This window comes from Burkholderia territorii (assembly GCF_001718335.1).
Lineage (GTDB): Bacteria > Pseudomonadota > Gammaproteobacteria > Burkholderiales > Burkholderiaceae > Burkholderia > Burkholderia territorii.
In genome coordinates this window covers 728764-754047 of record NZ_CP013367.1, presented here as the reverse complement: position 1 = coordinate 754047, position 25284 = coordinate 728764, and the positions used below count along the sequence as shown (strand labels likewise).

Sequence of the window (25284 nt, the reverse complement as noted above, 5' to 3'; positions counted from 1 at the left end):
CGAGGAGATGAAGGAAAGGGATGGCGCGAAGCGCCGCTTCTGTGCGCGGCGCGCGGGCGTGACGCTGTGCTTCGGCGGGATGCTCGGCTCGCTGACGCCGGCATCGGCACGGGCCGAACCGGCCGGCAACGTCGACGCGCCGACGCTCGCGCCGATCGTCGTCGTCGGCACGACGCCGCTGCTCGGGATCGGCACGCCGCTGTCGCGCGTGCCGGCCAACGTCCAGACGATTCGCGGCGAGGACGTCGCGCGACAGCACGGCGACGTGCTGACCGACTACTTCGAGAAGAACGTGTCGAGCGTGGATATCAACGAGGCGCAGGGCAACCCTTACCAGAAAGACGTGAACTACCGCGGCTTCACCGCATCGCCGGTCGTCGGCACGCCGCAGGGGCTGTCGGTGTTCGTCGACGGCGTGCGCGTGAACGAGCCGTTCGGCGACGTCGTGAACTGGGATCTCATCCCTCAGGCGGCGATCGACACGATGCAGCTGATCCCCGGCTCGAATCCCACCTACGGGCTCAATACGCTCGGTGGTGCGCTCGCGATCACGACGAAGAACGGCAGGACGAGCCCGGGCGGCGCCGCACAGGTTTCGATCGGCTCGTGGGGGCACAAGACCGCGCAGATCGAGCAGGGCGGGCGCATTGGTGGCAACCTCGACTACTACGTGACGGGCAACGTCGCGAACGACAACGGCTGGGCCGATCACAATGCGAGCCGTGTGCGGCAGGGATTCGGCAAGCTGCGCTACAACGATGCCGATTCGACGCTGTCGATCTCGGCCGGCGGCGCGGACAATGCGCTGCAAGGTTCGCAGACGATTCCGCGCTCGTTTCTCGACAATCGTGCGCAGGCCTATACCTATCCCGACCTGAATCGCAACAGCGTCGCGTATGTCACCGTGTCGGGCGATCATTCGTTCGACGATCACGTGCAGCTCAGCGGCAACGTCTACTACCGGCATTACCGCAATACCAACACCAGCAGCAATGTGAACGACGATTTCGGCAGCGTCGACGGCAGCGGCGCCCTCGATGCCGTGCACGCGACCAACGACCGCTCGGTGATCACGACCGACAGCTATGGCGCGAGCCTGCAACTGACGCTGCTCGGCAAGCTCGCGGGCCTGGACAACCAGCTCGTCGTGGGCGCGTCCGCCGATCTCGCGAACTCCGGATTCGAGCAGTCGGCGCAGGATGCGCGCTTCACGGATACGCGCGCGACGGTCGGCATCGACGACTTCACGCCGAAGACGCGCGCGAAGACGCGCAACGCCAGCTACGGCGTCTACTTCGACGACACGCTGGCGCTGTCGCGGCAATGGTCGCTGACGCTGGCCGGGCGCTACAACTGGTCGCGGGCGGCGATCGAGGATGCGAGCGGCCTGCAACCGTTGCTCACCGCGCGTCATACGTTCTCGCGGTTCAATCCGGCCGTCGGCATCACGTGGAATCCGCTTCCCGGCTTCACCGCATATGCAACGTACAACGAAGGAATGCGCTCGCCGACCGCGATCGAGCTCGCATGTGCGGACCCGGCGGCGCCGTGCTCGCTGCCGAACGACTTTCTTGCCGACCCGGCGCTGAAGCCGGTGATCGCGAAGACGATCGAGCTGGGCGCGCGCGGCCGGGTGGACCCGGCGACGACGTGGAGCGCGGCCGTCTACAGCACGACGCTCGACGACGACATCCAGTTCGTCAGCAGCAACGGCGGCGCGAGCACGCTCGGCTATTTCCAGAATGTCGGCAAGACGCGCCGCCAAGGCATCGAACTCGCCGGTCATACGCGGCTGGGGCCGGTCGGAATCGGCGTCAGCTACAGCTATGTCGACGCCACCTACCGCTCGACGTGGACCGAAAGCAGTGCGAGCAATTCGAGCGCGGATGCGCGCGGCAACATCGTCGTTCGCTCCGGCGACCGCATACCCGGGATTCCATCGAGCACGGTGAAGCTGCGGCTCGACTATGCGGCGACGCCGACGTGGACCGTCGGCACCAACATCACGTATCGCAGCGGCGTGTTCGCGCGCGGCGACGAGAACAACCGGGACGTGAACGGCAAGGTGCCCGGCTATGTCCTGATCGACCTCGACACGACCTGGCAGATGACGAAGCACCTGCAGCTGTTCGCGTCGGTCACCAACCTGCTCGACAAGCGCTACGCAAGCTTCGGGATGCTCGGCCGGAACTTCTTCAATGGTCCGAATCATTCGTTCGACGGGCTCAATCCCGTCAACGAGCAGTTCGTCGGGCCGGGCGCGCCGCGCGGCGCGTGGGTCGGCGCCCGCTATGCGTGGAACTGATCGGGCGGCGCGATGTGCAGGGACTCGTCTGCTGCCGTGACCGGGAGCATCGCGCGCACCGCTCGTGCGATGCCACGCGCGAGCGCAGCGTCGCTCGCGAGATGCCCGGCGGGCACGCGTTCGACGACGGCTGCCGGCACCGCGCACGCGAGCCGCTCGACGTTATCGACCGGGCACACGCGATCGCGCGTGCCGTGCACCGCATGCAACGGCACACCGGCGTGCGCGGCGTGCCGCGCAAGCGCGAGCAACCGGCGCTCGCCGAGCCAGCAGTTGCGTTGCAGGTAGTGCGCCTGGATCCGGTATTTGTCGATCAGCCGGTCGATGACGGGTTGCGTCGGTCGCGCGCCGCGCGCCGGCCGCCCGGTCAGGATCGCCTCCTCATATGCGTTCCAGGCGAGCGCGACTGCGCGTTGCCGCAGCGCGCCCGCGCCCGGCTGGAGACGTCGTGCGCAGCACGCGATCAGTCGATCGGCGCGCGCGGTGCCGGCGGCGGCCGTCAGCCGCCGCCAGGCCACCGGCGCCCGTGCGCGCGCGCCGACGAACAGGCCGCGCACTTCGCGCGACGACGTGAGGAACAACCCGCGCAGTACGACGCCCGTCACGCGCGACGGATACCCTCCCGCATACGCGAGTGCGAGCGCCGCGCCCCACGACCCGCCGACGACGCACCAGCGCGAGATCCCGAGCCGCGCGCGCAGCGCGTCCAGATCGCCGACCAGACGCATCGTGTTGTTGTGACGCAGGCCACCGCGAGGTGTCGATGCGCCCGCGCCGCGCTGGTCGACCAGCACGATGCGCATGCGCGTCAGGTCGAACAGACCGAGCACCGCCGGCCGGCTCCCGCTGCCGGGCCCGCCGTGCAGCACGACGACCGGATCGCCGTGCGGGTTGCCGGCTTCGGTCCATGCGATCCGGCATGCGTCGCGGGACAAGGCCGGTCGGGACGGGCGAGCGGAGCGTAGCGGTCGCTGTGTCATGTCGGGTCGGAAAGAGGGTGGCGCGTCAGCGCCGCAACGGCGGTGTCCGGGGGAACCCGCGAGCCGGCCGGGATCTTGACCCATGTCAAAGCCAGAATCGCGCCAGCGAACACGATGGGGATCAACCGGGTAGCAGCGACAGGCGGAATCGCGATATTACGTCCGTGCGCGTCATCTCGCGTGCGCGGCATGCGATCGACGTTCCTTTCATTTTCATTTCGGCGCGTGCCGTGTGACGATGTTTGGCGTCCGACGCAAGCGCTGCGGACACCGTGGCCCGAAGTTTGCTTGATCCAGCACAAAGTCCGGCACCGACCGGAAGGATCCCCGGAGGAGACAATGCGCGATGACGTTCATCCGACGGCCAACGCACGGGCCACGCATGCGCCCGGCTGGCCGACGCCGACGATCCAGAAGTCCCATGAGCGGTCCGAGACGTTCGGCCTGCAGGCATCGGCACGTCCCGACTACGACGTGCTGTCCGGCGCCGCGCTTGCGCTCAAGCGCGAGCAGAACCGCGTGCTGTGCGTGCATGCGATGCCGGTGATGGAGACGCTGCACGAGCAGATCGTCAATACGCAGAGCATGATCGTGCTGACGGATGCGGAAGGCCTGATCCTGCATTCGATCGGCGACGACGACTTCCTGCGGCGCGCCGAACGGGTCGCGCTGCGCCCCGGCGCGAACTGGGCGGAGAACCGGCAGGGCACCAACGCGATCGGCACCGCGCTCGCGGAGCTGTGCCCGATGGTCGTGCACGGCGACCAGCACTTCCTGGCCGCGAACCATTTCCTGACGTGCTCGAGCGTGCCGATCCTCGACCCGTATGGCGACGCGATCGGCGTGCTCGATGTGACGGGCGACCACCGCAGCTATCACCAGCACACGATGGCGCTCGCGAAGATGTCGGTGCAGATGATCGAGAACCACCTGTTCACGACGACGTTCCAGGAGACGCTGCAGGTGTCGTTTCACGGCCGCCCCGAATTCCTCGGCACGTTGATGGAAGGGATCGTCGCGTTCACCGCGGACGGCCGCTTCCTGTCGGCCAACCGCAGCGCGCAGTTCCAGCTCGGGATGCCGCTCGCCGCGTTGCGCGCGCATACGCTCGCGTCGCTGTTCGACGTGACGAGCGCGCAACTGATCGACCGGATGCGGGCGAGCACCGAGCCGCACGTGTCGCTGAACCTCGGCAACGGCGCGGTGGTCTGCGCGCGCGTGCAGTTCCGGCGCGCGTTGCGCGCCGAGGGCAGCCGGCCCGCGGAAGTGCACGACGGCGCCGCCCCTGCCGCGCGGCCGCCGGCGGCGCAGGGCGCGGCGAGCCTGTCGCGGCTCAGTTATCTCGACACCGGCGATCCGCAGGTGGCGGCGGTGATCGCGAAGGTCCGCAAGGTGATCGGCAAGGACATTCCGGTGCTGATCACCGGCGAGACCGGAACCGGCAAGGAACTGCTCGCGCAGGCGATCCACAACGACTCGCCACGCCGCGACGGGCCGTTCGTCGCGGTCAACTGCGCGTCGATTCCGGAGACGCTGATCGAATCCGAGCTGTTCGGCTATGAGGAGGGCGCGTTTACCGGCGCGCGTCGCAAGGGCGCGACCGGCAAGCTGCTGCAGGCCAACGGCGGCACGCTCTTTCTCGACGAAATCGGCGATATGCCGTATCCGCTGCAGGTGCGGCTGCTGCGCGTGCTTCAGGAGCGCATCGTCAACCCGCTCGGCTCGACGAAGGCGATCGGCGTCGACATCGCGATCATCTGCGCGACGCACCGCGACCTGCGCGACATGATCGCGCAGAACCGCTTTCGCGAGGACTTGTACTACCGGCTCAACGGCCTCGTCGTGCGCCTGCCGCCGTTGCGCGATCGCACGGATCTCGCGGTGGTCGTCCAGAAGATGCTGCAGCGCGAGACGCTGTCGGGGCCCGGCCGACGGCCGTTGAGCGTTGCGCCCGACGTGATGGCGCTGTTCGAGCGCTGCGCGTGGCCGGGCAACTTCCGGCAGCTCGCGAACCTGCTGCGCACGGCGGCCGCGATGGTCGACGACGACTGCGAGATCCGCTGCGAACATTTGCCGGACGACTTCTTCGACGACGTGCGGCGCGACGGCGCGCCGGCCGCGCAGGAAGCCTGTACGGCCGCGCCGCCCGCGCCGCTCGCGGCGGAGACGCCGGTGTTGCCGGCCGGTGATGCGCGGCTGCAGGACGTGGCCGCGTGCGCGATCGCGGCCGCGCTCGCGCGTCATGGCGGCAACGTGTCGGCCGCCGCGCGCGCGCTCGGCGTGTCGCGCAACACGATCTACCGCAAGATGCCGGCCGCCGGACCGGATGCGCTGGAGCCGGACGAACACTGACGCAAGCCGCGACTGTCACACCGGTGTGTCAGGTTGCAACACCCGGTGTTCAAGGATTCAACAGTTGTTCGACCGGCGGTGCACGACATGAGCCGTCGCCTGACGGTTTTCGAAATATTACCGTTAGCAAATCGTAATAATCGCGGGGCCGTGACCATCCGGCGGCTGCCGCACGCGTTCGCACGCCGCTGCGCGACGCAAATCCTGCCCCGGCACGCTCCTTGCTGAACTGGTATCGGCCGCTCGATCGATGCGGTTTTTTCGACTGACCTACTCAACAAGGAGACACATCATGCAATGGACGACCCCGGCTTATACCGACCTGCGTTTCGGTTTCGAAATCACGATGTACATCGCCAACCGCTGATCGACGCGCGCAGTGCCGCCCGCATCGGCGGACACGATGCGGGCGGCACCGGGAGCACACGCAGATGAAGATCAAGATACTCGGCTCGGGCGCCGGCGGCGGGTTGCCGCAATGGAACTGCAACTGCGGCAACTGCCGCCGCGCGCGGGCCGGCACCGACGGCATCGTGCCGCGCACGCAATCGTCGATCGCGGTCAGCGGCGACGGCATCGGCTGGGTGCTGGTGAACGCGTCGCCGGACATTCTCGCGCAGCTGCGCGCCGCGCCCGATCTGCAGCCGGCCCGCGCGATCCGCGACACCGCGATCGCTGCCGTCGTGCTGTGCGACGCGCAGATCGACCACGTGACGGGCCTGCTGATGCTGCGCGAACGCACGTCGCCGCTGCCGTTGTATGCGAGCGCGCCGGTGCTCGACGACCTGTCGACCGGGCTGCCGCTCGTGCCGCTGCTCGGCCACTACTGCGGTGTCGATGTCCACCGGATCGCGCCGGGCGAATCGTTCGCGATACCGGGCGCCGACGGCATTCGCTTCACCGCCGTGCCGGTCGACAGCAAGCCGCCGCCCTATTCGCCGCGCCGTGAGGCGAGCGTGCCGGGCGACAACATCGCACTCCTGATCGAGGATACGACGAGCGGCCGGCAGGCGTTCTACGCGCCGGGGCTCGCCGACGTCGACGACGGTGTGCGCGCCGCGATGCGCGACGCCGACCTCGTGCTGGTGGACGGCACATTCTGGACCGGCACGGAGATGATCGATCTCGGCCTGTCGTCGAAGCACGCGGCCGACATGGGGCATCTCGCGCAGTGCGGCGACGCGGCGCGGCCGGGCATGATCGAGCGGCTCCGGCTGTTGCCGACGCATACGCGCAAGGTTCTCACGCACATCAACAATACGAATCCGATTCTCGACCCTGGCTCCGCGCAGCGTGCGCAGTTGCGCGAGCACGGCATCGAGGTCGCCCACGACGGCATGCAATTCGAGGTCTGACCATGAACGCACCGATTCCCGCCGCGGCATTGCACGCGATGCCCTGGAGTGCGCAGGAGTTCGAGGCGCGGCTGCGCGCGCTCGAATCGCGCTATCACATTCACCATCCGTTCAACCGGCGTCTCAATAGCGGCGCGTGCTCGCCGGCGCAGATTCGCGGCTGGGTCGCGAACCGCTTCTACTATCAGATCAGCATTCCGCTCAAGGATGCGGCGATCCTGTCCAATTGCCCCGACCGCGACACGCGCCGGTTGTGGGTCGAACGGATTCTCGACCACGACGGCCACGGCGGCCAGGAAGGCGGGATCGAGGCATGGGCGCGGCTCGGGGAGGCGGTCGGCATCGAGCGCGACGCGCTGTGGTCGCTCGAGCATGTATTGCCCGGCGTGCGATTCGCGGTGGATGCCTACGTCAATTTCGCGCGGCACGCGCCGTGGCAGGAGGCCGTGTGCTCGTCGCTGACCGAGATGTTCGCGCCGCAGATCCATCTCGACCGGCTCGCGGGCTGGCCGTCCCACTATCCGTGGATCGAGGCGGACGGGCTGCAGTATTTCCGCAGCCGCGTGCCGCTCGCGCAGCGCGACGTCGAACACGGGCTCGCGGTGACGCTGAGCCATTTCACGACACCGGCCGCGCAACGGCGCGCGCTCGACATCCTGTCGTTCAAGCTGGATGTGCTGTGGTCGATTCTCGATGCGATTGAAAAGGCGTATCCCGCATGAACTCCAACGACGCCGTCAGCGGCGTGCCGCTGCGCCCCTCGCTGAGGGGCATGTACCGCCTGCAGTGGGAGGCGGCCCAGGATGCGTACGTGCTCCTGTATCCGGAGGGCATGGTGCGGCTCAACCCGAGCGCGGGCGAGATCCTCGCGCGCTGCGACGGCACCCGCGAGCTCGACGACATCATCGACGAACTCGAGCGGCTGTTCAGTACTTCTGACCTTGCGTCGGATGTCTATCGCTTCCTCGATCATGCGCGCCTGCGCGGCTGGCTCGACTGACATGGACATGACACTTCCACCGAACCGACCGTCCGCGCCGCTGTGGCTGCTTGCCGAGCTCACGTACCGCTGTCCGTTGCACTGCGCGTTCTGCTACAACCCGGTCGATTTCGCGATGCACGGCGCGGAGCTCGATACTGAAACCTGGCGCAGGGTGATCAGCGATGCGCGCGCGCTGGGTGCCGCGCAGATCGGCTTTTCAGGCGGCGAGCCACTGCAGCGCGACGATCTGGAGACGCTGGTCGGGCATGCGCGCTCGCTGGGTTTCTATACCAACCTGATCACGTCGGGGGTGGGCCTGAATGTCACGCGCATCGACCGGCTCAAGGCGGCCGGGCTCGATCATATTCAGTTGTCGCTGCAGGATTCGACGCGCGAACTGAACGACTTCCTGACGAGCACGCGCACCTTCGACCTCAAGCGCGGCGTCGGGCGGCTGATCAAGTCGCACGGCTATCCGATGGTGCTGAACTGCGTGCTGCATCGGTACAACCTGCCTCACGTCGGCCAGATCATCGAGATGGCGCTGGACCTCGGCGCGGATTTTCTCGAGCTCGCCAACACGCAGTATTACGGATGGGCGATGCTGAATCGGGACCAGTTGATGCCGACTGTCGAACAACTGCGCGAAGCGGAGGAAACGGTCAACCGCTACCGCAAGCTCGTCGGCGAACGGTGCAAGATCCTGTTCGTCGTGCCCGATTACTTCGAGCAGCGGCCGAAGGCCTGCATGAACGGCTGGGGCTCGGTGTTCCTCGGCGTCGCGCCGGACGGCACCGCGCTGCCGTGCCATGCCGCGCGCGGGCTGCCCGGCCTCCCGCTGCCGAACGTGCGCGAGCGGTCGTTGAAGGAAATCTGGTACGAAAGCGACGCGTTCAATGCGTTTCGCGGCGACGGCTGGATGCGCGACCCGTGCCGCACGTGCGACGAGCGCCATGCGGATCATGGTGGGTGCCGCTGTCAGGCATACATGCTGGCCGGCGACCCCGCGCAGGCCGACCCGGTCTGCGCGAAGTCGCCGCATCACGGCAAGGTCGAGCATGCCGTGCAGTTCGCGCGCAGGGCGGATCGGCGGGGCGACCATCCGCTGGTGTTTCGCAGTGCTGCGAATTCGATCGGGCGCTGAGCGGCGCGTGACGCTGTCTCGGGCGCGTCACTTCGTTGACTTGCGCGACGATCGGGGCGCCGCCTGTTCGAGCAACGCGGCGAACGCGGCTTCGTCCGCGCGCAGCCCGCGCGGCGAGCGGCGTACCTCCAGCGCCGCGAGCATCCCGGCTTCGAACGCATCGAGCACCGCCGGGTGGATGTAGCAGCGCCGGCACACGGCCGGCGTGTTGCGCAATATGTCGGCGACGGCCCGCACCGTTTCGACGATCTGCTTGCGCGCATGCGCGACGTCCTCGTGCGGCACGCGCCGCAGCAATGCCAGCGCCTGCACGCTGCCTGCCCACGTCCGGTAATCCTTCGCGGTGAATTCCGCGCCTGCCGCCTCGCGCAAATAGTCGTTCACGTCGGAGGAGCCGACCGAATGACGTGTGCCGTCGTCGTCCACATACTGGAACAGCTCATGGCCGGGCAACTCCGCGCAGCGCCGCACGATCCGGCCGACGCGCGGGTCTTCCACGGTCACGTCATGCTCGATGCCGCTCTTGCCGGTGAAGCGCAGGCGAACCTGCCCCGACCGGATGGTTACATGGCGCTTGCGCAGCGTCGTCAGCCCGTACGATGCGTTCTCGCGCGCGTACTCGGCGTTGCCGATCCGCGCGAGCGTCGTGTCGAGCAGCCGGACGATCGTCGCGACGATCTTGTCGCGCGGCATGCCGGGCAGTGCCAGATCGCGCGCGACGCGCGTGCGGATGCGCGGCAGCGCACGGGCGAAGGCCGCCATCCGCGCGTACTTATTCGCGTCGCGCGTCTCGCGCCACTGCGGGTGATAGCGATACTGCTTGCGCCCGCGCGCGTCGCGCCCCGTCGCCTGCAAGTGGCCGTGCGGGTCCATGCAGATCCAGACGTCGGTGTACGCGGGTGGAATCGCGAGCGCATCGATGCGGGCGATTTCGTCGGGGTCGCGGATCCGGACGCCGTCCGGCGTGTAGTACGCGAAGCCGTTGCGTAACCGCCGGCGCGTGTAGCCGGGGTGCCGGTCGTCGACGTGGCGCAGCGGGACGGGTGAACGCGTGCCGGTTTCCGCGCCGGATCCCGTCCGGGACGTGCGTTTCTTCATGCCGCACGCTGCCGACGGAGCGGCGTATTTGTTTGCGGCGACCGCGGGTCGCGCACAGCGGGCATCGTTGTTCTCCTTGTTGTCTGAGCCGCCGTCGCGGGGCGCGAACGGCGCTTTCCAGCGCATCAGCAAGATCCGTGCGCCATCGACGGAGCCGCTACGCCGCGTTCCATGTCGACGCGGATCGCGCATACGACGGCGAACACGCGAGAGGCCGCACGACGCCGCCTTTGCGGATACGCGCGCGGGCGCTAGGTGTTTATACGTATGCCGATACCGATATCGATTCAATCCAAGATTTCATTGGAAGGTTATCGGACTTGTTCCTAGACTGATCCGGGGCGCACATACCGGTCCGGCCGCACGCGCCGGCCGGCGCCGCCCCGAACCGCGCCGCGCCACGCAGAACCACAACAGCACGGCAACCGCGCCGGGCCGGCGCCGCGGCATACAACGACATCATCGGAGACGGACCATGACATTCATCAGGAAGCTGACGGCCGGCGCGCTCGTCGCCGCGGCGACGGTATTCGCGTCGGGCGTGCACGCGCAGCAAAAGCCGATCACGCTCGGGTTCTCGCAGGTCGGCGCGGAGAGCGCATGGCGCACCGCGAACACCGTGTCGGTGAAGAGCGCGGCGAAGGACGCCGGCATCAACCTGAAATTCTCGGACGCGCAGCAGAAGCAGGAAAACCAGATTCGCGCGATCCGCTCGTTCATCGCGCAGAAGGTCGACGTGATCGCGTTCTCGCCGGTCGTGGAGTCGGGCTGGGAGCCGGTGCTGACCGAAGCGAAGGCGGCGCACATTCCGGTGATCCTGACCGATCGCGGTGTCGACGTGAAGGATCCGTCGCTGTACGTGACGATGATCGGTTCCGACTTCCTCGAGGAGGGGCGGCGCGCCGGCCACTGGATGGAAGAGCGCTACAAGAACGATCCGGGCCCGATCAACATCGTCGAGCTGCAGGGCACGGTCGGCTCCGCGCCGGCCAACGATCGCCGCGCGGGCCTGCTCGAGGTGATCAAGAACAATCCGAAGTTCAAGGTGATCGCGTCGCAAAGCGGCGACTTCACGCTCGCCGGCGGCAAGCAGGTGATGGAAGCGTTCGCGAAGACTTACGGCAAGCAGATCAACGTCGTCTATGCGCACAACGACGACATGGCGCTCGGCGCGATCCAGGCGATGGAAGAGGCCGGCATCAAGCCCGGCAAGGACGTGAGCGTCGTGTCGTTCGACGCGACCAAGGGCGGCTTCCAGGCGATGGTGGCCGGCAAGATCAACGTCGACGTCGAATGCAGCCCGCTGCTCGGGCCGCAATTGATGACCGCCGTGAAGGACGTCGTCGCCGGCAAGCAGTTGCCCAAGCGCATCGTCACGAACGAGACGGTGTTCCCGATGAGCGTCGCGGCGCAGGTGCTGCCGACCCGCAAGTACTGAGTCCCGGCGGACGCGGGCGGCGGCGCGGCTGCCGCCGTCCGCCTTCCGCCTCGAATCGAGGGCGATCCATGACGAATCCGCCGGTAGTCGAGATGATCGGCATCGACAAGGCGTTTCCGGGCGTGAACGCGCTGCAGCGCGTGAACTTCCGGCTGTTTCCGGGCGAGATCCACGCACTGATGGGCCAGAACGGCGCCGGCAAGTCGACGCTGATCAACGTGCTGACCGGCGTGCATGCGCACGATGCGGGCGAGATTCGCGTCGGCGGCGCGCCCGTGCACTTCGCCGCGCCGCGCGAGGCCGAGGCGGCGGGCATCCAGACGCTGTACCAGGAAGTGAACCTGTGCGCGAACCTGTCGGTTGCCGAGAACATCTTCGCGGGCCGGCAGCCGATGCGGCGCGGCGCGATCGACTGGAAAACGATCCATGCGCGGGCGCGCGATGCGCTTGCCGAACTCGACCTGTCGCTCGACGTCACGCGCTCGCTCGATGCGTATCCGATCGCGGTGCAGCAGATGGTCGCGATCGCGCGGGCCGTGTCGGTGGACGCGCGCGTGCTGATTCTCGACGAACCGACGTCGAGCCTCGACGACGGCGAGGTCGCTCGGCTCTTCGACGTGCTGCGCCGGCTGAAGGCGTCGGGCATCGCGATCCTGTTCGTCACGCATTTTCTCGAACAGACCTATGCGGTGTCCGACCGGATCACGGTGATGCGCAACGGCGAGCGCGAGGGCGAGTATCTCGCGCGCGATTTGCCGGTCGACATGCTGGTCGCGAAGATGACCGGCCGCGAACCGATGTCCGGCACGCTGCAGGCAGGCGCGGCGGCCGTGCAGCGCGATGCCGACGCGGCCGCGCCGTTCCTGTCGATGCAGCAGGCCGGCCGGCGCGGAATGATGAGCCCGCTCGACCTCGACGTGCGGCCCGGCGAAATCGTCGGGCTGGCCGGGCTGCTCGGCTCGGGGCGCACGGAAACCGCGCGGCTCGCGTTCGCGGCCGAGCGAACCGACACCGGCGCGATCGAGATCGACGGCGCGCGCAAGCGTCTCGCGTCGCCGCACGATGCCGTGCGCCACGGGATCGCGTATTGCCCGGAGGATCGCAAGAAGGAAGGGATCGTCGCGGCGTTGTCGATCCGCGAGAACATCGTCCTCGCGCTGCAGGCGCGGCGCGGCTGGTGGCGGCTGATCGGCCGCGCGCGCCAGCGCGAGCTCGCCGACACGTACATTGCGCGGCTGGGCATCAAGGCGCGCGACGCGGAGCAGCCGATCGGGCTGCTGTCCGGCGGTAACCAGCAGAAAGTGCTGCTCGCGCGCTGGCTCGCGACGGAGCCGAAGCTGCTGATTCTCGACGAGCCGACGCGCGGCATCGACGTCGCCGCGAAATTCGACATCATGGAGCGCGTGCTGGCGTTGTGCGCGCAGGGGCTCGCGATCCTGTTCATCTCGTCGGAGATCAGCGAAGTGGTGCGCGTTAGCCACCGGATCGCGGTGCTGCGCGATCGCCGCAAGGTCGCCGAACTGAGCGGTGCCGAGGCGTCGGAGGAACATGTGTATCAACTGATCGCGGGAGGCCGGTCATGATCCGGTTACGCACGTTGCTTCGCCACCCGCTCGTGTGGCCGGTGCTGACGCTTGCACTGCTGTTCGCGCTCGACGTCGCGCATCGGCCGGGTTTCCTGTCGATCGCAGTGCTCGACGGCCACTTGTTCGGCGCGCCCATCGACATCCTGAACCGTGCGGCGCCGCTCGTGATCGTGTCGCTCGGCATGACGCTCGTGATCGCGACGCGCGGGATCGACATCTCGGTCGGCGCGATCGTCGCGATCGCCGGCGCGGCCGCGGCGATCGTGCTCGACGGCGATCCGACGCGGGTCGGCACGGCGCTGGTCGCCGCACTCTGCGTCGGGCTGCTTGCAGGCGCATGGAACGGCGTGCTGGTCGCGTTCGTCGGGATGCAGCCGATCATCGCGACGCTGATCCTGATGGTCGCCGGACGCGGCATCGCGCAGTTGCTCACGGGCGGACAGATCATCCCGATCGGCGCGCCGGGCTATCTCCAGATCGGCGGCGGCTATCTCGCGGCCGTGCCATGCTCGGTCTGGATCGCGATCGCGACGATCGCGGCGACCGCGCTGCTGGTCAATCGCACGGCGCTCGGGCTGTTCATCCGCGCGATCGGCGTGAACCCGGTCGCGACGCGGCTCGTCGGGCTGCGCGCGGGGGCCGTCGTGTTCGGCGTCTATCTGTTCTCCGGCGTGATGTCGGCGCTCGCCGGCATTCTCGCCAGCTCGAACGTGCGCAGCGCCGACGGCAACAACGCGGGGCTGTTGCTCGAACTCGACGCAATCCTTGCGGTGACGCTCGGCGGCACGTCGCTGCTCGGCGGCCGTTTCAGCCTAGCGGGCTCCGTGCTCGGCGCGCTGATCATCCAGACGCTCACCTATACGACGTATTCGATCGGCGTGCCGCCGGAGGCGACGCTCGTCGTGAAGGCGCTCGTCGTGATCGTCGTGACGCTGATCCAGTCGGACGCGGCGCGCGCGCTGGTGATCCAGCATGCGTCGCGGCTGCTGCCTTCCACCCGTTCGCGCACCACCACCGGAGCCACGCAGCGATGAACCGATTCTTCGCACGGTTGACCGATCCGCGCACGCTGCCGATCGTCGTGACGATCGTGCTGTTCGCCGCATTGTTCGGCTTCGGATCCGTGATGTACACGGGATTCTTCTCGATGCAGGTGCTGACCGGACTGCTCGTCGACAACGCGTTCCTGCTGATCGTCGCGATCGGGATGACGTTCGTGATCGTGTCGGGCGGTATCGACCTGTCCGTCGGTTCGGTCGTTGCGCTGACAACGATCTTCTGCGCGGTGGGTGCCGAGAGGTTGCACTGGCCCGTCTGGGCGATCGTGCCGCTGGTGCTCGTATTCGGGGCGCTGTACGGCGCGGCGATGGGCGCGCTGATTCATTACTTCCGTCTGCAGCCGTTCATCGTCACGCTGGCAGGGATGTTTCTTGCACGCGGCGCATGCTTCCTGATCACGACGCAGTCGATCACGATCAACGAGCCGACCTTTCATGCGCTCGCGGGCATCAGCGTGCCGGTCGGCGGCGGGACGCTGAGCGCGGGCGCGCTGATCGCGCTGGTGACGCTGGCCGCGGCAATCTACGTCGCGCATTTCACGCGCTTCGGCCGCAATGTGTATGCGGTCGGCGGCAACGAGCGCTCGGCGCTGCTGATGGGCCTGCCCGTCGCGCGCACGAAAGTCGGCGTGTATGCGCTGAGCGGCTTCTGTTCGGCGCTCGGCGGCATGGTGTTTACGCTGTACGTGCTGTCCGGCTACGGTCTGCAGGCGCAGGGCATGGAGCTCGACGCGATCGCCGCGACCGTGATCGGCGGCACGCTGCTCACGGGCGGCGTGGGGTACGTGATCGGCTCCGTGTTCGGCGTCGGCATCCTCGGCACGATCCAGGTGTTGATCACGTTCGACGGCACGCTGAGTTCGTGGTGGACGCGGATCGTGATCGGCGCGCTGCTGTGCGTGTTCTGTCTGCTGCAGCGGGTCATCGAGCGGCATGCGGCGCGGCGGCGCAGCGGTGGGACCGGGCTCGATCCGAAACGGCGCAAGCGCGATGCCGCACAGGTGGCGCCGGCCGCACCGGGCGACGATGCGGCGCTTGGGTCGACGATGCGAAGGCTGTTGCGCTTGCAACGTTCGGCCTGACGTCAGCGCGCATTCGAGGGGCGCGCGGAGCGGCAGCGTTTGCTTCGTCGCCGTTGCCGGCCTTCGGCCGCGCGTCGGCGCGTCGGCCGGTCGCGGCAGCGGGTGGCGAACGCACGTCGTGCAACAGCGGCGCATCCATTGCAATCAAGCCGGCCCGGCCATGTCGGCTTCCGCATCGAACGACGCGTCCGCGCTGCCGGCCCGTTTCAGCGATTCGGCGAGTCGTTCGATCGCCTGCAGGTCCAGCGCGTCCAGATGCTCGCGCACCGCCTGCACGAATTCGGCATGCCGAGGCGCGTGCGCGTGCTGGCCGAGCCATTCCTCGATGTCGGTGAGGCGGCCTTCGCTCGCGAACACGGCCAGCTCGTCGAGCGCGTCGGCTGGCGGGCAGCGCATCGCGTGCGCCGCCGGCGCGGGCTCCGCTTGATCGGCAGGCTCGGCGGCGCGCACGAGCGCCGATGCCGGGATCATCGCGCGGCCGATCGCGGGCGCCACGATCTGGAACGTGAACGACGTGCCGACGCCCGGCCGGCTCGTCACGGCCAGCTCGCCGTTCATCGCGCCGACGATCCGCTGCGCGATGAACAGGCCGAGCCCCGTCCCGCCGTTGACCGCCTGCACCTGCTGGTACGCACGGAAGATGTCGGTGGTCTTGTCGATGTCGATGCCGATTCCGGTGTCGGCGACCTCGAACACGATCCGCCATGCATCGCCGTGCGCATACGCGCCGACCGACAGCGTGACGGTGCCGTCGCGCGTGAACTTCGATGCGTTCGACAACAGGTTGAGCAGCACCTGCTGCAGCCGAATGCCGTCGATCGATACTTTGCGCGGCAGCGGCGTCAACGGCCGGTAGTCGAACCGGTTGTCCTGCTGCAGACACAGCGCGACCGCATAGTCGCCGATGTCGCTCAGCAGGCCGGGCAGGTCGGTCGGGTCCGGCGAAATGCCGAGCGGCTGCAGCTCAGCCTTCGTGTATTGCAGCAATTCGTCAATCAGCGCGAGCTGGTAGCGGATGCTGCGGTCGATCGAGCGGATCAGCCGCGCCTGGCTGCGCGTCGCGCCTTCCAGCAGCAGCTTCGCGTATCCGTTGATCGTCGACAGCGGCGCGCGCAGGTCGTGGCTCACGTAGCCGAGCGTCTCGATCTTCTGCTGCATGTGCACGCGAACCTGTTGCAGCGCGTCGTTGAGCGCGACCGTGCGTTTCGCGACCTCGTCGCGCAGGCGATCCTGCTCGGTGAGCTGCCAGTGCTCGAGCCGCTTGCGTGCTTCGGTGCGCTGACGGCCCACATGGTTGATCCACGCGGCCAGCACCAGCAGGTGCGTGGCGAGACCGATGATCGCGATGACGGGGTTCGGGTAGATGTCCGACTTGAGCCAGGACAGCCAGGCCGGGATCGCGTCGTTGCCGTCGAGAACGCGGATCATCATGTTGAAGCTCGCGAACGCGATCGCGATCAGCATCACGCGGCCCGTCGGCGTGCGGCGAATCGCGAGCATCAGCGCGAGCGTGAGGTTGACGATCGACAGCGCCGTGTTCAGCCGCAGGCAGAACCACGTGAACGTGAGGAGGTCGGCGCACGCGGCCCCGGCGACGCCCACGCATTCGAGCGCGATGAAGCCCGCGTAGATCGCGCGAAACGGGATGCGTGCCTTCTCGCGACGGGCGACCGTCAGGATGAACGCGATGAAGCATATGATCGACAGATAGACGAAGATCACTTCGCCGCGCGCCCACCATTCGCGTGCGGCCGGCCACAGATACAGCGCGGTGTAGCCGCGGTAGGTGGCCTCGAACAGCGCCGTGTTCAATGCGAGCGCGGCCAGCACGACGAACATGCCGCTGCGCGAGAAGAAGCCGATCAGCAGCGCACACCACACGAGTGCGAGCAGCCCGCCGAGGAAGCCGAAGTTCCACATGGTCGCGTGAAGCTCATGGGCCTGCCACGCGTCGCGCGTGAACGCGCTCGGCGCGAGCCGCAGCTCCTTGCGCGACGTGATGCGCACCAGGATGGGCAATCGTTCGCCCGGGCGCAGCGCGGCATCGAGCACCGGATACCGGGAAGCCGGCCGGCGCATGCCGTTTTCGTCGGCGGGAAAGCGGCCGGCGAGCGCCCACTGGCCGCCGTGCTCGACGTAGAAATCGGCACGGTCGACGCGTGCGTCGCGGATCGCCAGCACCAGCGGCTGGTCGATGCCGGCGCGGTTGACCAGCGTCGCGCCGACCCACCAGGCGGAGCGCGAGAATTCGATATTGAACGACGGTCGCGCCGCCGCGGCGGCACGGCGCTGGGAATCGGCGAGCCGTGCGGCGGCCTGGTCGACGGACATCCGCGTGCCCGGATCCTCGAGCAACGAGACCGCGTCCAGCTGTGCGGGGTTTTCCGTCGCGTGCGCGCGGTGTGCCGCGCAGGAAAGTGCGAGTGCCGCCAGCAGCAGCACGATCGCGTGCCAGCCGGTGGTGCGGCGCCTATGCATCGTGCGGGTGGTCATGCGACGGCGGCGGAACATCGACCGCCGGCCGCTGGCGCCGCCAGTCCGACGGCGTGATGCCGAATCGTTCGCGAAACGCCGTCGCGAAATTGCCCGGCGTCGAGAAGCCGATTTCCTCGGCGATGTCGCCGATCCCCATCGACGTCTCGGCGAGAAAGTGCTTGGCGGCGCGCAGCCGCGTGTCGCGCAGGTATTCGAATACGGTCTGGCCGAGCTGGTCGCGGAACACGCGCGACAGCCGTTTTTCGTGCGTGCCGACCTGTCTTGCGAGTTCGTCGAGCCCCGGCGGATTGCGCAGTTCGCGCAGCAGGATGTCGCTTGCCGCGCGCACCAGCGCGGCGTCGGGATGATCGGGCAGCTCGGGCAGATGCGCGAACGGCTGGCTGCGTCGCGCCCGTTTCAGATGATTGCGGATCCGGGCGATGACTTCGACCGGCTCGAACGGCTTCACGATGTAGTCGAGCGCACCGGTTTCGAGCCCCGCGATGCGATCGTCCAGGTCGCTCGCCGCAGTGAGGATGATGACCGGAATGTTCTGCGTCGACGGCGTCGAGGCCAGCAGCCGGCACGCGGCGAAGCCGTCCATGCGCGGCATCCGCACGTCGATCAGGATCAGGTCGGGCGCGATTGCCTGCGCGCGGTGATAGGCCTGCAATCCATCGAACGCGACGCTGATCCGGCAGCGAGCGGAACGCAGGATCTCCGTCAGGAGCCGCAGGTCGTTCGGCCGGTCATCTACGACGAGAATGTGTGCGCCAACGAGATCCGGCGTGGCGCGGAGCGACGCCGGACTGGACGAGCGGGATGACATGGTTGCGAACGTGAACGGAGGGTAGGCCGGGGTCGGACTCGATGCATCTATGTGCACGATTGTTGCGAAAAATTATATGACGACGATTGAGCCGACAGTGGGGAGTCCGTGCGGTTCGTGTGGGCATGCGTGACACGGCGGCGCGGATCCACGAGTGCCCCGCTCGATTCGACGAAACGGGGTGTGGAAAAACTTTCCGAATTACAAATTGCATATCGGTTTTTATTGCCGAATGATTCTTTATGAAAATCGCGTGGCCCGAACGATGTTTTCAAGAGAGTTATGTCGTTGCAAAGCCCGGATCTGGTGCCGATCGTGTTCGCCAATTAATCATCTCCATGATCGAGATTACTTTCACATTTAAATTTATTCCGGGCGAACCTGTATGAATGTAAATATCGTCCGCTCTGGAAAAGAATTTTTCCGCTCGGGAAAAGATTTGTTCCGACGAATCCCGGCACACTAGGCCGGAAGCGCCTGGAATCGGTTCTGCGGCACGAGCGGTTTCAGCGAAAAAGCTTTATGCGAGCGCCTTTTGGGGCGCCACATTCAATGTGACATTGCATGCTGTCAATCTCGTGTTCCGGGATTGCAGCGGTGCGACGGAGACCGGCACGAGGGTAATGAAAACTTCATCATTCTTCGAATGTATTGATGCAACGAGATGCATCGAAGAATGCAGAAGTCGATGCGAGTTTGACACATAAGACAGCAAGAAATCGTCAAAGAAAGTCAGTCGATAAATGGGATGAAGGGGTCATCCGGCCAGTCGGCGGTATTTCCGGAAATCCGGAATGTCCGGCGACGGCCTGGATGTAGAAAGGGGTGAGCGTGGACGCATCGATCGCCGGGCAGTTCGGTTCCTCGAGCGGCGATCGTGCGACACCGCTGTCGATCAGGCAGGCACGAGAAGACATGAACATCAAAGGCATGGCAGATCAACGCACCGGCTCGCTCGAGCCCGTGTCGGCTGTCAGCGTTCGCGATCATGCGGCGCATGCGTCAGTTCCGATCGCCGCACGGCGGCATCCTCCTCCCGAATGAACCAGCGCGGCCGGTCTGGCCGGCCGTATCCATCCGGCGTCCGAACGACGCCTCCTCACGAGATTCGAAGTCGCCGCCGGTCCGGCGCGACGGCGCTCGCGCGCGCTGGCCGCGCGGGGTGTCGTCGCCCGTTGAGCGACGTCGGCTTCCGTGATTCGGTAACCCGCGAACGTCGCCGCGCGTCGTGTCCGACTGGCACGCGCGGTGTGCGGTCGTGTGATCGCGACAGCGGTCGCGAGTGTCATGCAGGGCTGTTCGGCAGTCTAGTTAGTCGTCCGAAGTGAGACACCGCAGAGGAGCGACGTGACGAGCGCGTGCGTGGATGCGCGCTTCGTTTGCCGTCGCTTTCGCTGGCGCGTGATTCAGCATACGAGAACCGAGGGAAAACAAGATGAACAAGTCGTTCAAGTCGATCTGGAACGAAGCATTGGGGGCGTGGGTCGCAGCGTCCGAGCTCGATCGCGCGCGCGGCAAGCGCGTGGCGTCGTCGAGAAGGACGGCGGAGCATGCCGCACCGGGTACCGGCGCCGCCGCCAGCACGGCAGCGCTGGCGGGGCTGTCGCCGCGGCGCATCGCCACGATGATCGCGGCCGCGTATCTCGGCCTGTTTCAGGCGGGCGCCCACGCGCAGTATTCGGCGGGGGGCGGTTCCGCGACCGGCGGCGCCAGTTCGATCGCCGTCGGTAACGGTTCGGTCGCCACGCAGGTGAATTCCACTGCATTCGGCAACCTGTCCACGGCGGCTGGCCTGTCAGCCACCGCGATCGGCCCGGGCGCGCATGCCATCGCCGACGGTTCGACATCCATCGGCATCAACTCTCAGGCAACCGGCGTCAACAGCGTGGCCATGGGCGTTCAGGCAATCGGATCCGGCAGCTATTCGGTCGCGATCGGCAACCTGTCGAGCTCGACGCAAAACGGCTCGGTGGCGATCGGCAGCGGTGCGTCGGCGCTCGGCGTTTCGGCGATCGGGCTCGGGAACAATGCGACGGCCTCCGGGCAATATGCAGCCGCGCTCGGGCTCGGTTCGGTCGCGTCGGGCGCGCAAGCCGTCGCGCTCGGCTTTGCATCCAATGCGACGAATACGGGTGCCGTCTCGCTCGGCAACCAGTCGACCAGTTCGGGCGCGGCCGGCGTGGCCGTGGGCAGCGGCTCGCTCGCTTCGGGCAATTCGGGCGTGGCAATGGGCGTGAACAGCGGCGCGAAGGGTACGGCGTCGATCGCCATCGGCTGGGGCGGCACGGCAGGCGTGCCGGGATCGGGTACGCAATCGCTCGGCACCAGTTCGATCGCGATGGGCTCGAACACCTCGGCCGGCGCCGACAATGCGCTGGCGTTCGGCCTGAATGCGAATGCGTCCGGCCTCAGCTCGATCGCGATGGGCGTGCAGTCGACCGCGACGCAGCAGTTCGGCGTCGCGCTCGGCAATCTCGCGCTCGCCACGGGCACATCGGGTACCGCACTGGGCGCCGGCGCGACGGCGTCTGCCGTGAATGCAACGGCGATCGGCATCAATAGCGTGGCGGCCGCCGGCGCCACGGTCGCAATCGGCGCCAGCAACTCGGTTGCGGCGGCGGCGGGCGCGGGCTCGATCGCCGGCGGCAACAACTCGCAGGTCCTGAGCGGCACCGGCGCCGTCGCGCTCGGCGAAGGCCAGACCGTGAGCGGCAATGGTGCGGTCGCCATCGGCGACCCGAGCACCTCGATCGGCACCGGCGCGGTGACGCTGGGGGCGAACAACACTGCGAATGGAAATGGCGCGGTGGCGATCGGTAATTCGAACAACGCGCAGGGTGTCGGCTCGCTCGCGCTCGGCAATACGTCGACGGCGGCAGCGGCGGGTGCGGTCGCCTTCGGCGCGTCGGCCGTGGCCAACAACGCCAACGATGTCGCACTCGGTTCCGGGTCGGTGACGGCGGCGCCGAATCCGACCGCGACCGGGACGATCGGCGGCGTCACGTACAGTTTCAACGGCATCAATCCGACCAGCGTCGTCAGCGTCGGCGCGCCGGGCAGCGAGCGTCAGATCACCAACGTCGCGGCCGGGCGGATCAGCCCGTCGAGCACGGACGCGATCAACGGGTCGCAGCTCGATGCGACGAACCAGGCGGTGACGTCGCTGTCGACGTCGACGCTGTCCAGCATCACGTCGCTGTCGACCGGGGTGTCTTCGTTGTCGACGGGCTTGTCGTCGGCGAATAGCGCGATCACGTCGTTGTCAACATCGACGTCGACGGGGATCAGCTCGCTCTCCACGGGCTTGAGCTCGACGAACAGTTCGGTGACGTCCTTGTCGACGTCCACGTCGACGGGTCTCTCGTCGGCGAACAGTGCGATTACGTCGCTGTCCACGTCGACTTCGACGGGGATCAGCTCGCTCTCCACGGGCTTGAGCTCGACGAACAGTTCAGTAACGTCGTTGTCGACGTCCACATCGACGGGCTTGTCGTCGGCGAACAGCGCGATCACGTCGTTGTCCACGTCGACGTCGACGGGGATCAGCTCACTTTCCACGGGCTTGAGCTCGACGAACAGTTCGGTGGCGTCCTTGTCGACGTCCACATCGACGGGCTTGTCGTCGGCGAACAGCGCGATCACGTCGTTGTCCACATCGACGTCGACGGGGATCAGCTCGCTTTCCACGGGCCTGAGCTCGACGAACAGTTCGGTCGCGTCTTTGTCGACGTCCACGTCGACGGGCTTGTCGTCGGCGAACAGCGCGATTACGTCGTTGTCCACATCGACGTCGACGGGGATCAGCTCGCTCTCCACGGGCCTGAGCTCGACGAACAGTTCGGTCGCGTCCCTGTCGACGTCCACGTCGACGGGCATCAGCTCGCTGTCGACCGGCCTGAGCTCGACGAACAGCTCGATCACGTCGCTGTCGACTTCGACGTCGACCACCATCGGCTCGCTGTCGACCGGCCTGTCGAGCACGAACAGCAGTCTGACCTCGCTGTCGACCGCCACGTCGACCGGCATCAGTTCGTTGTCGACGGGCTTGAGCTCCATCGCGAACAACAACACGAACCTCGGCAACAGCACGGCCGGCGCGATCGGCGGCGGTGCCACCTACGATCCGACGACCGGCACGATCTCGGCACCGTCGTACGTGACGTACAACAGCGACGGCTCGACGACGATCAACAACAACGTCGGCTCCGCGATCGACAACATCAACGCGCACGGCATCAAGTACTTCCACGCGAACTCAACCGCGCCGGACAGCCAGGCGATCGGCGTCGACAGCGTCGCGATCGGCCCGAACGCGATTTCGCGCGTGGACGGCAGCATCGCGCTCGGCTCGGGCTCGGTGGCCGACCGCGCGACGGTGCCGGCGTCCGGGATCATCCGCAACGGCACCGCGGCGATTCCGTTCAACACGACGGACCAGACGCTGCTCGGCGCGGTGTCGGTCGGCGATACGACGAACAAGACGTACCGCCAGATAACCAATGTCGCGGACGGCACCGGCCAGCAAGACGCGGTGACGGTGCGGCAGTTGACCGGCGCATTGCAGTCGTTCGCGGTCACGGGCCAGAAGTACTTCCACGCGAATTCGACGGCGGCGGACTCGCTGGCCGTCGGCGCCGAATCGGTCGCGGTCGGGCCGACGACGGTCGTCAACGGCGACAACGGTGTCGGCATCGGCAACGGCGCGATCGTGGATCAAACCGCGCCCGGCGGCGTCGCGATCGGACAGGCGGCAAGTTCCGCGCAGGCTGACGCCATTGCACTGGGCAGCGGCGCGGCGGCCATCGGTGCGCAGTCGGTGGCACAGGGCGCGAACGCGGCGGCGGTCAGCGTGGGTAGCGTCGCGCTTGGCTCGGGTGCCCGCAGCACCGCGACCGATGCGCTCGCGCTCGGTGCCGGCGCGTCGGCAACGTTCGCGAACAGCGTCGCGTTGGGCGCCGGTTCGCTGACGACGGTCGGCGCGCTGACGAACTACGTCGCGTATGGCCTGAGCAGCCCGCAGTCGTCGGCCGGTGAAGTGAACGTCGGCAACCGGCAGATCACCGGGCTCGCCGCCGGCCAGAACGGCACGGACGCGGTGAACGTGTCGCAGCTCGATTCGGTCGCGAACCGGCTGACGACGCTGATCGATCAGCGCACGACCAACGTCGGCGGTTCCTACACGTCGAACCCGTCCGGCGGCAACGTGCCGCCGGGGCCGTCCGGCTCGAACTCGTCGGCCGGCGGCTCGGGCGCCGTGGCCTCGGGCTCGAACAGCACGGCGGTCGGCAACAATTCGACGGCGTCCGGCAGCGGCTCGACCGCGATCGGCGTCGGGGCCAGCTCGTCGGGCAGCAACTCGGCGGCAGTCGGCGCGGGCAGCAACGACGGCGGCCGCTCGAACGTGGTCGCGGTCGGCTCGGCGGAATCGGCGCGGCAGGTCGTGAACGTCGCGGCGGGCACGCAGGGCACCGACGCGGTGAACGTGAACCAGTTGAACGCGGTATCGAACCAGTTCACGCAGTCGCTGAACACGGTCAACAACCAGCTCACGCAGATGCAGCAGCAGATCCAGCAGACCGATTCGATGGCACGTGAAGGGATTGCCGCGACGGCCGCGATGGCGTCGATCCCGCACATGGACCGCGATTCGAACTTCGCGATGGGTGTCGGCACGGCGTCGTTCCAGGGCCAGAAGGCGATGGCGGTCGGCATGCAGGCGCGCATCACGGAGAACCTGAAGGCGACGCTGAACGGCGGTTTCGCCGGCAGCCAGCGCGTCGTCGGCGCGGGCGTGCTGTATCAGTGGAAGTAATCGTGCACGGCGGTCCGTTCCGGCACGCGTTGCCGGAGCGGGCCGCGTCGAACGCAACGCATGCGGCCGCGCCGTCGCGCCGTGCTCAACGCATTTTCGGAGTCCTCAAGTGAAAAACATCCATCTTGTCCTGCTGGCGTCCGTGGCGTCCCTCGCTGCCTGTTCGAGCGCGTCGGGCCCGACGTACAACGCATACGAACTGCAGTCGCGAAACGGTATCCGGACGTTCCAGGTCGACTGCCACGGCATTCTGTCGACCGCGAAGACCTGCATGAAGGTCGCGACGCGCATGTGCGGCAACGAGCCCGTGCGCCTGGTCGACACCACCACGCCGTACCGCGACGGCGCCGATCCGCATTCGATCGTGTTCCAGTGCGGTGCGGCGCCGGGGCCGGCCGCCGCGGCCGTTGCGCCGGCGCCCGTGCCGGTCGAGAAAGTGAGCCTGACCGGCGATGCGTACTTCGCGACGGATTCCGCGGTGCTCTCGCCCGTCGCGCGTGCCGAGCTCGACAAGTTGCTGAACCGGCAAGGCGACCGGCATTTCTCGCGTGTCGAAGTACATGGCTACACCGATGCGACCGGCTCGGAAGCGCACAACCAGGCGCTGTCGAAGCACCGCGCCGATGCGGTCGCCGCGTATCTGCAAGAACGCGGGCTGAAGGCGGACACGTTCGAAGCGACCGGGCACGGCGAAGCCGATCCGGCCGCCCCGAACGATACCGCCGAGGGGCGTGCGCGCAATCGCCGGGTCGAAATTTCGCTGCAGAGGTAACGCGCAGCGTGCCGGT

The 25284-nt window shown here is 67.4% G+C and carries 18 protein-coding genes; 14 read left to right on the top strand and 4 right to left on the bottom strand.

The genetic code is table 11. The features are described from left to right. Positions 1 to 7 precede the first annotated feature (7 nt). The gene (locus tag WS51_RS29315; RefSeq protein ID WP_069230281.1) at positions 8 to 2305 is read left to right on the top strand and encodes a TonB-dependent receptor; all 2298 of its coding nucleotides are present in this window, start codon (positions 8 to 10) and stop codon (positions 2303 to 2305) included. Here WS51_RS29315 and WS51_RS29310 read toward each other — a convergent pair. Beyond that, complete coding sequence (locus tag WS51_RS29310; protein WP_069230280.1) at positions 2290 to 3285, bottom strand: alpha/beta fold hydrolase; 996 nt, start codon at positions 3283 to 3285, stop codon at positions 2290 to 2292. The two genes, WS51_RS29315 and WS51_RS29310, sit on opposite strands and share 16 nt — an antisense overlap. Positions 3286 to 3624: 339 nt before the next feature. Between WS51_RS29310 and WS51_RS29305 the strand changes: the two genes are divergently transcribed. The 6 genes from WS51_RS29305 (at position 3625) to pqqE (ending at position 9118) form a co-directional block, all read left to right on the top strand. Then, a complete protein-coding gene (locus WS51_RS29305) occupies positions 3625 to 5637 on the top strand; it encodes a sigma-54-dependent Fis family transcriptional regulator (RefSeq protein WP_059502520.1) in 2013 nt (670 codons plus the stop codon). Between the two features lie 292 nt (positions 5638 to 5929). Beyond that, complete coding sequence (gene pqqA / locus WS51_RS29300) at positions 5930 to 6004, top strand: pyrroloquinoline quinone precursor peptide PqqA (RefSeq protein ID WP_006410019.1); 75 nt, start codon at positions 5930 to 5932, stop codon at positions 6002 to 6004. 64 nt (positions 6005 to 6068) lie between these two features. Next, positions 6069 to 6992: a pyrroloquinoline quinone biosynthesis protein PqqB gene (pqqB, locus tag WS51_RS29295; RefSeq protein ID WP_069230279.1), complete on the top strand. Its 924-nt coding sequence runs from the start codon at positions 6069 to 6071 to the stop codon at positions 6990 to 6992. 2 nt (positions 6993 to 6994) lie between these two features. Then, complete coding sequence (gene pqqC / locus WS51_RS29290; protein WP_059452232.1) at positions 6995 to 7714, top strand: pyrroloquinoline-quinone synthase PqqC; 720 nt, start codon at positions 6995 to 6997, stop codon at positions 7712 to 7714. After that, positions 7711 to 7992 carry a pyrroloquinoline quinone biosynthesis peptide chaperone PqqD gene (gene pqqD / locus WS51_RS29285; RefSeq protein WP_006751646.1) on the top strand — a complete coding sequence of 94 codons (282 nt, stop codon included), beginning with the start codon at positions 7711 to 7713 and terminating at the stop codon, positions 7990 to 7992. The genes pqqC and pqqD overlap by 4 nt, the downstream gene beginning before the upstream one ends. A gap of 1 nt (position 7993) precedes the next feature. Continuing rightward, the gene (gene pqqE / locus WS51_RS29280; protein ID WP_069230278.1) at positions 7994 to 9118 is read left to right on the top strand and encodes a pyrroloquinoline quinone biosynthesis protein PqqE; all 1125 of its coding nucleotides are present in this window, start codon (positions 7994 to 7996) and stop codon (positions 9116 to 9118) included. Between the two features lie 27 nt (positions 9119 to 9145). Here the strand turns inward: pqqE and WS51_RS29275 are convergent, their stop codons facing one another. Further along, positions 9146 to 10216 carry a DNA topoisomerase IB gene (locus WS51_RS29275; protein WP_059502579.1) on the bottom strand — a complete coding sequence of 357 codons (1071 nt, stop codon included), beginning with the start codon at positions 10214 to 10216 and terminating at the stop codon, positions 9146 to 9148. Positions 10217 to 10691: 475 nt separating this feature from the next. On the opposite strand from WS51_RS29275, the gene WS51_RS29270 reads away from it, so the two are divergent. The 4 genes from WS51_RS29270 to yjfF all read left to right on the top strand — a co-directional run bounded on the left by WS51_RS29270 (position 10692) and on the right by yjfF (position 15380). Beyond that, positions 10692 to 11654 (top strand): ABC transporter substrate-binding protein, encoded by a 963-nt coding sequence (locus WS51_RS29270; protein ID WP_059452234.1) that lies wholly within the window; start codon positions 10692 to 10694, stop codon positions 11652 to 11654. Positions 11655 to 11722: 68 nt separating this feature from the next. Further along, complete coding sequence (locus WS51_RS29265; protein WP_069230277.1) at positions 11723 to 13237, top strand: sugar ABC transporter ATP-binding protein; 1515 nt, start codon at positions 11723 to 11725, stop codon at positions 13235 to 13237. Continuing rightward, positions 13234 to 14274 carry an ABC transporter permease gene (locus tag WS51_RS29260; RefSeq protein ID WP_069230276.1) on the top strand — a complete coding sequence of 347 codons (1041 nt, stop codon included), beginning with the start codon at positions 13234 to 13236 and terminating at the stop codon, positions 14272 to 14274. The genes WS51_RS29265 and WS51_RS29260 overlap by 4 nt, the downstream gene beginning before the upstream one ends. Then, positions 14271 to 15380 (top strand): galactofuranose ABC transporter, permease protein YjfF, encoded by a 1110-nt coding sequence (gene yjfF, locus WS51_RS29255; RefSeq protein WP_069230275.1) that lies wholly within the window; start codon positions 14271 to 14273, stop codon positions 15378 to 15380. The genes WS51_RS29260 and yjfF overlap by 4 nt, the downstream gene beginning before the upstream one ends. 144 nt (positions 15381 to 15524) lie before the next feature. Here the strand turns inward: yjfF and WS51_RS29250 are convergent, their stop codons facing one another. Together WS51_RS29250 and WS51_RS29245 are read right to left on the bottom strand one after the other, a co-directional pair. After that, positions 15525 to 17858 (bottom strand): sensor histidine kinase, encoded by a 2334-nt coding sequence (locus WS51_RS29250; RefSeq protein WP_069230388.1) that lies wholly within the window; start codon positions 17856 to 17858, stop codon positions 15525 to 15527. Then, complete coding sequence (locus tag WS51_RS29245) at positions 17851 to 18684, bottom strand: response regulator transcription factor (RefSeq protein WP_059452238.1); 834 nt, start codon at positions 18682 to 18684, stop codon at positions 17851 to 17853. The genes WS51_RS29250 and WS51_RS29245 overlap by 8 nt, the downstream gene beginning before the upstream one ends. Before the next feature lie 831 nt (positions 18685 to 19515). On the opposite strand from WS51_RS29245, the gene WS51_RS29240 reads away from it, so the two are divergent. The 3 genes from WS51_RS29240 (at position 19516) to WS51_RS29230 (ending at position 25268) form a co-directional block, all read left to right on the top strand. After that, the gene (locus WS51_RS29240) at positions 19516 to 19728 is read left to right on the top strand and encodes a hypothetical protein (protein ID WP_151005020.1); all 213 of its coding nucleotides are present in this window, start codon (positions 19516 to 19518) and stop codon (positions 19726 to 19728) included. A 391-nt stretch (positions 19729 to 20119) separates the two neighbouring features. Then, a complete protein-coding gene (locus tag WS51_RS29235; RefSeq protein WP_069230274.1) occupies positions 20120 to 24496 on the top strand; it encodes a YadA-like family protein in 4377 nt (1458 codons plus the stop codon). 109 nt (positions 24497 to 24605) lie between these two features. Beyond that, positions 24606 to 25268 (top strand): OmpA family protein, encoded by a 663-nt coding sequence (locus WS51_RS29230; protein ID WP_059502503.1) that lies wholly within the window; start codon positions 24606 to 24608, stop codon positions 25266 to 25268. The last annotated feature ends 16 nt before the right edge of the window (positions 25269 to 25284 follow it).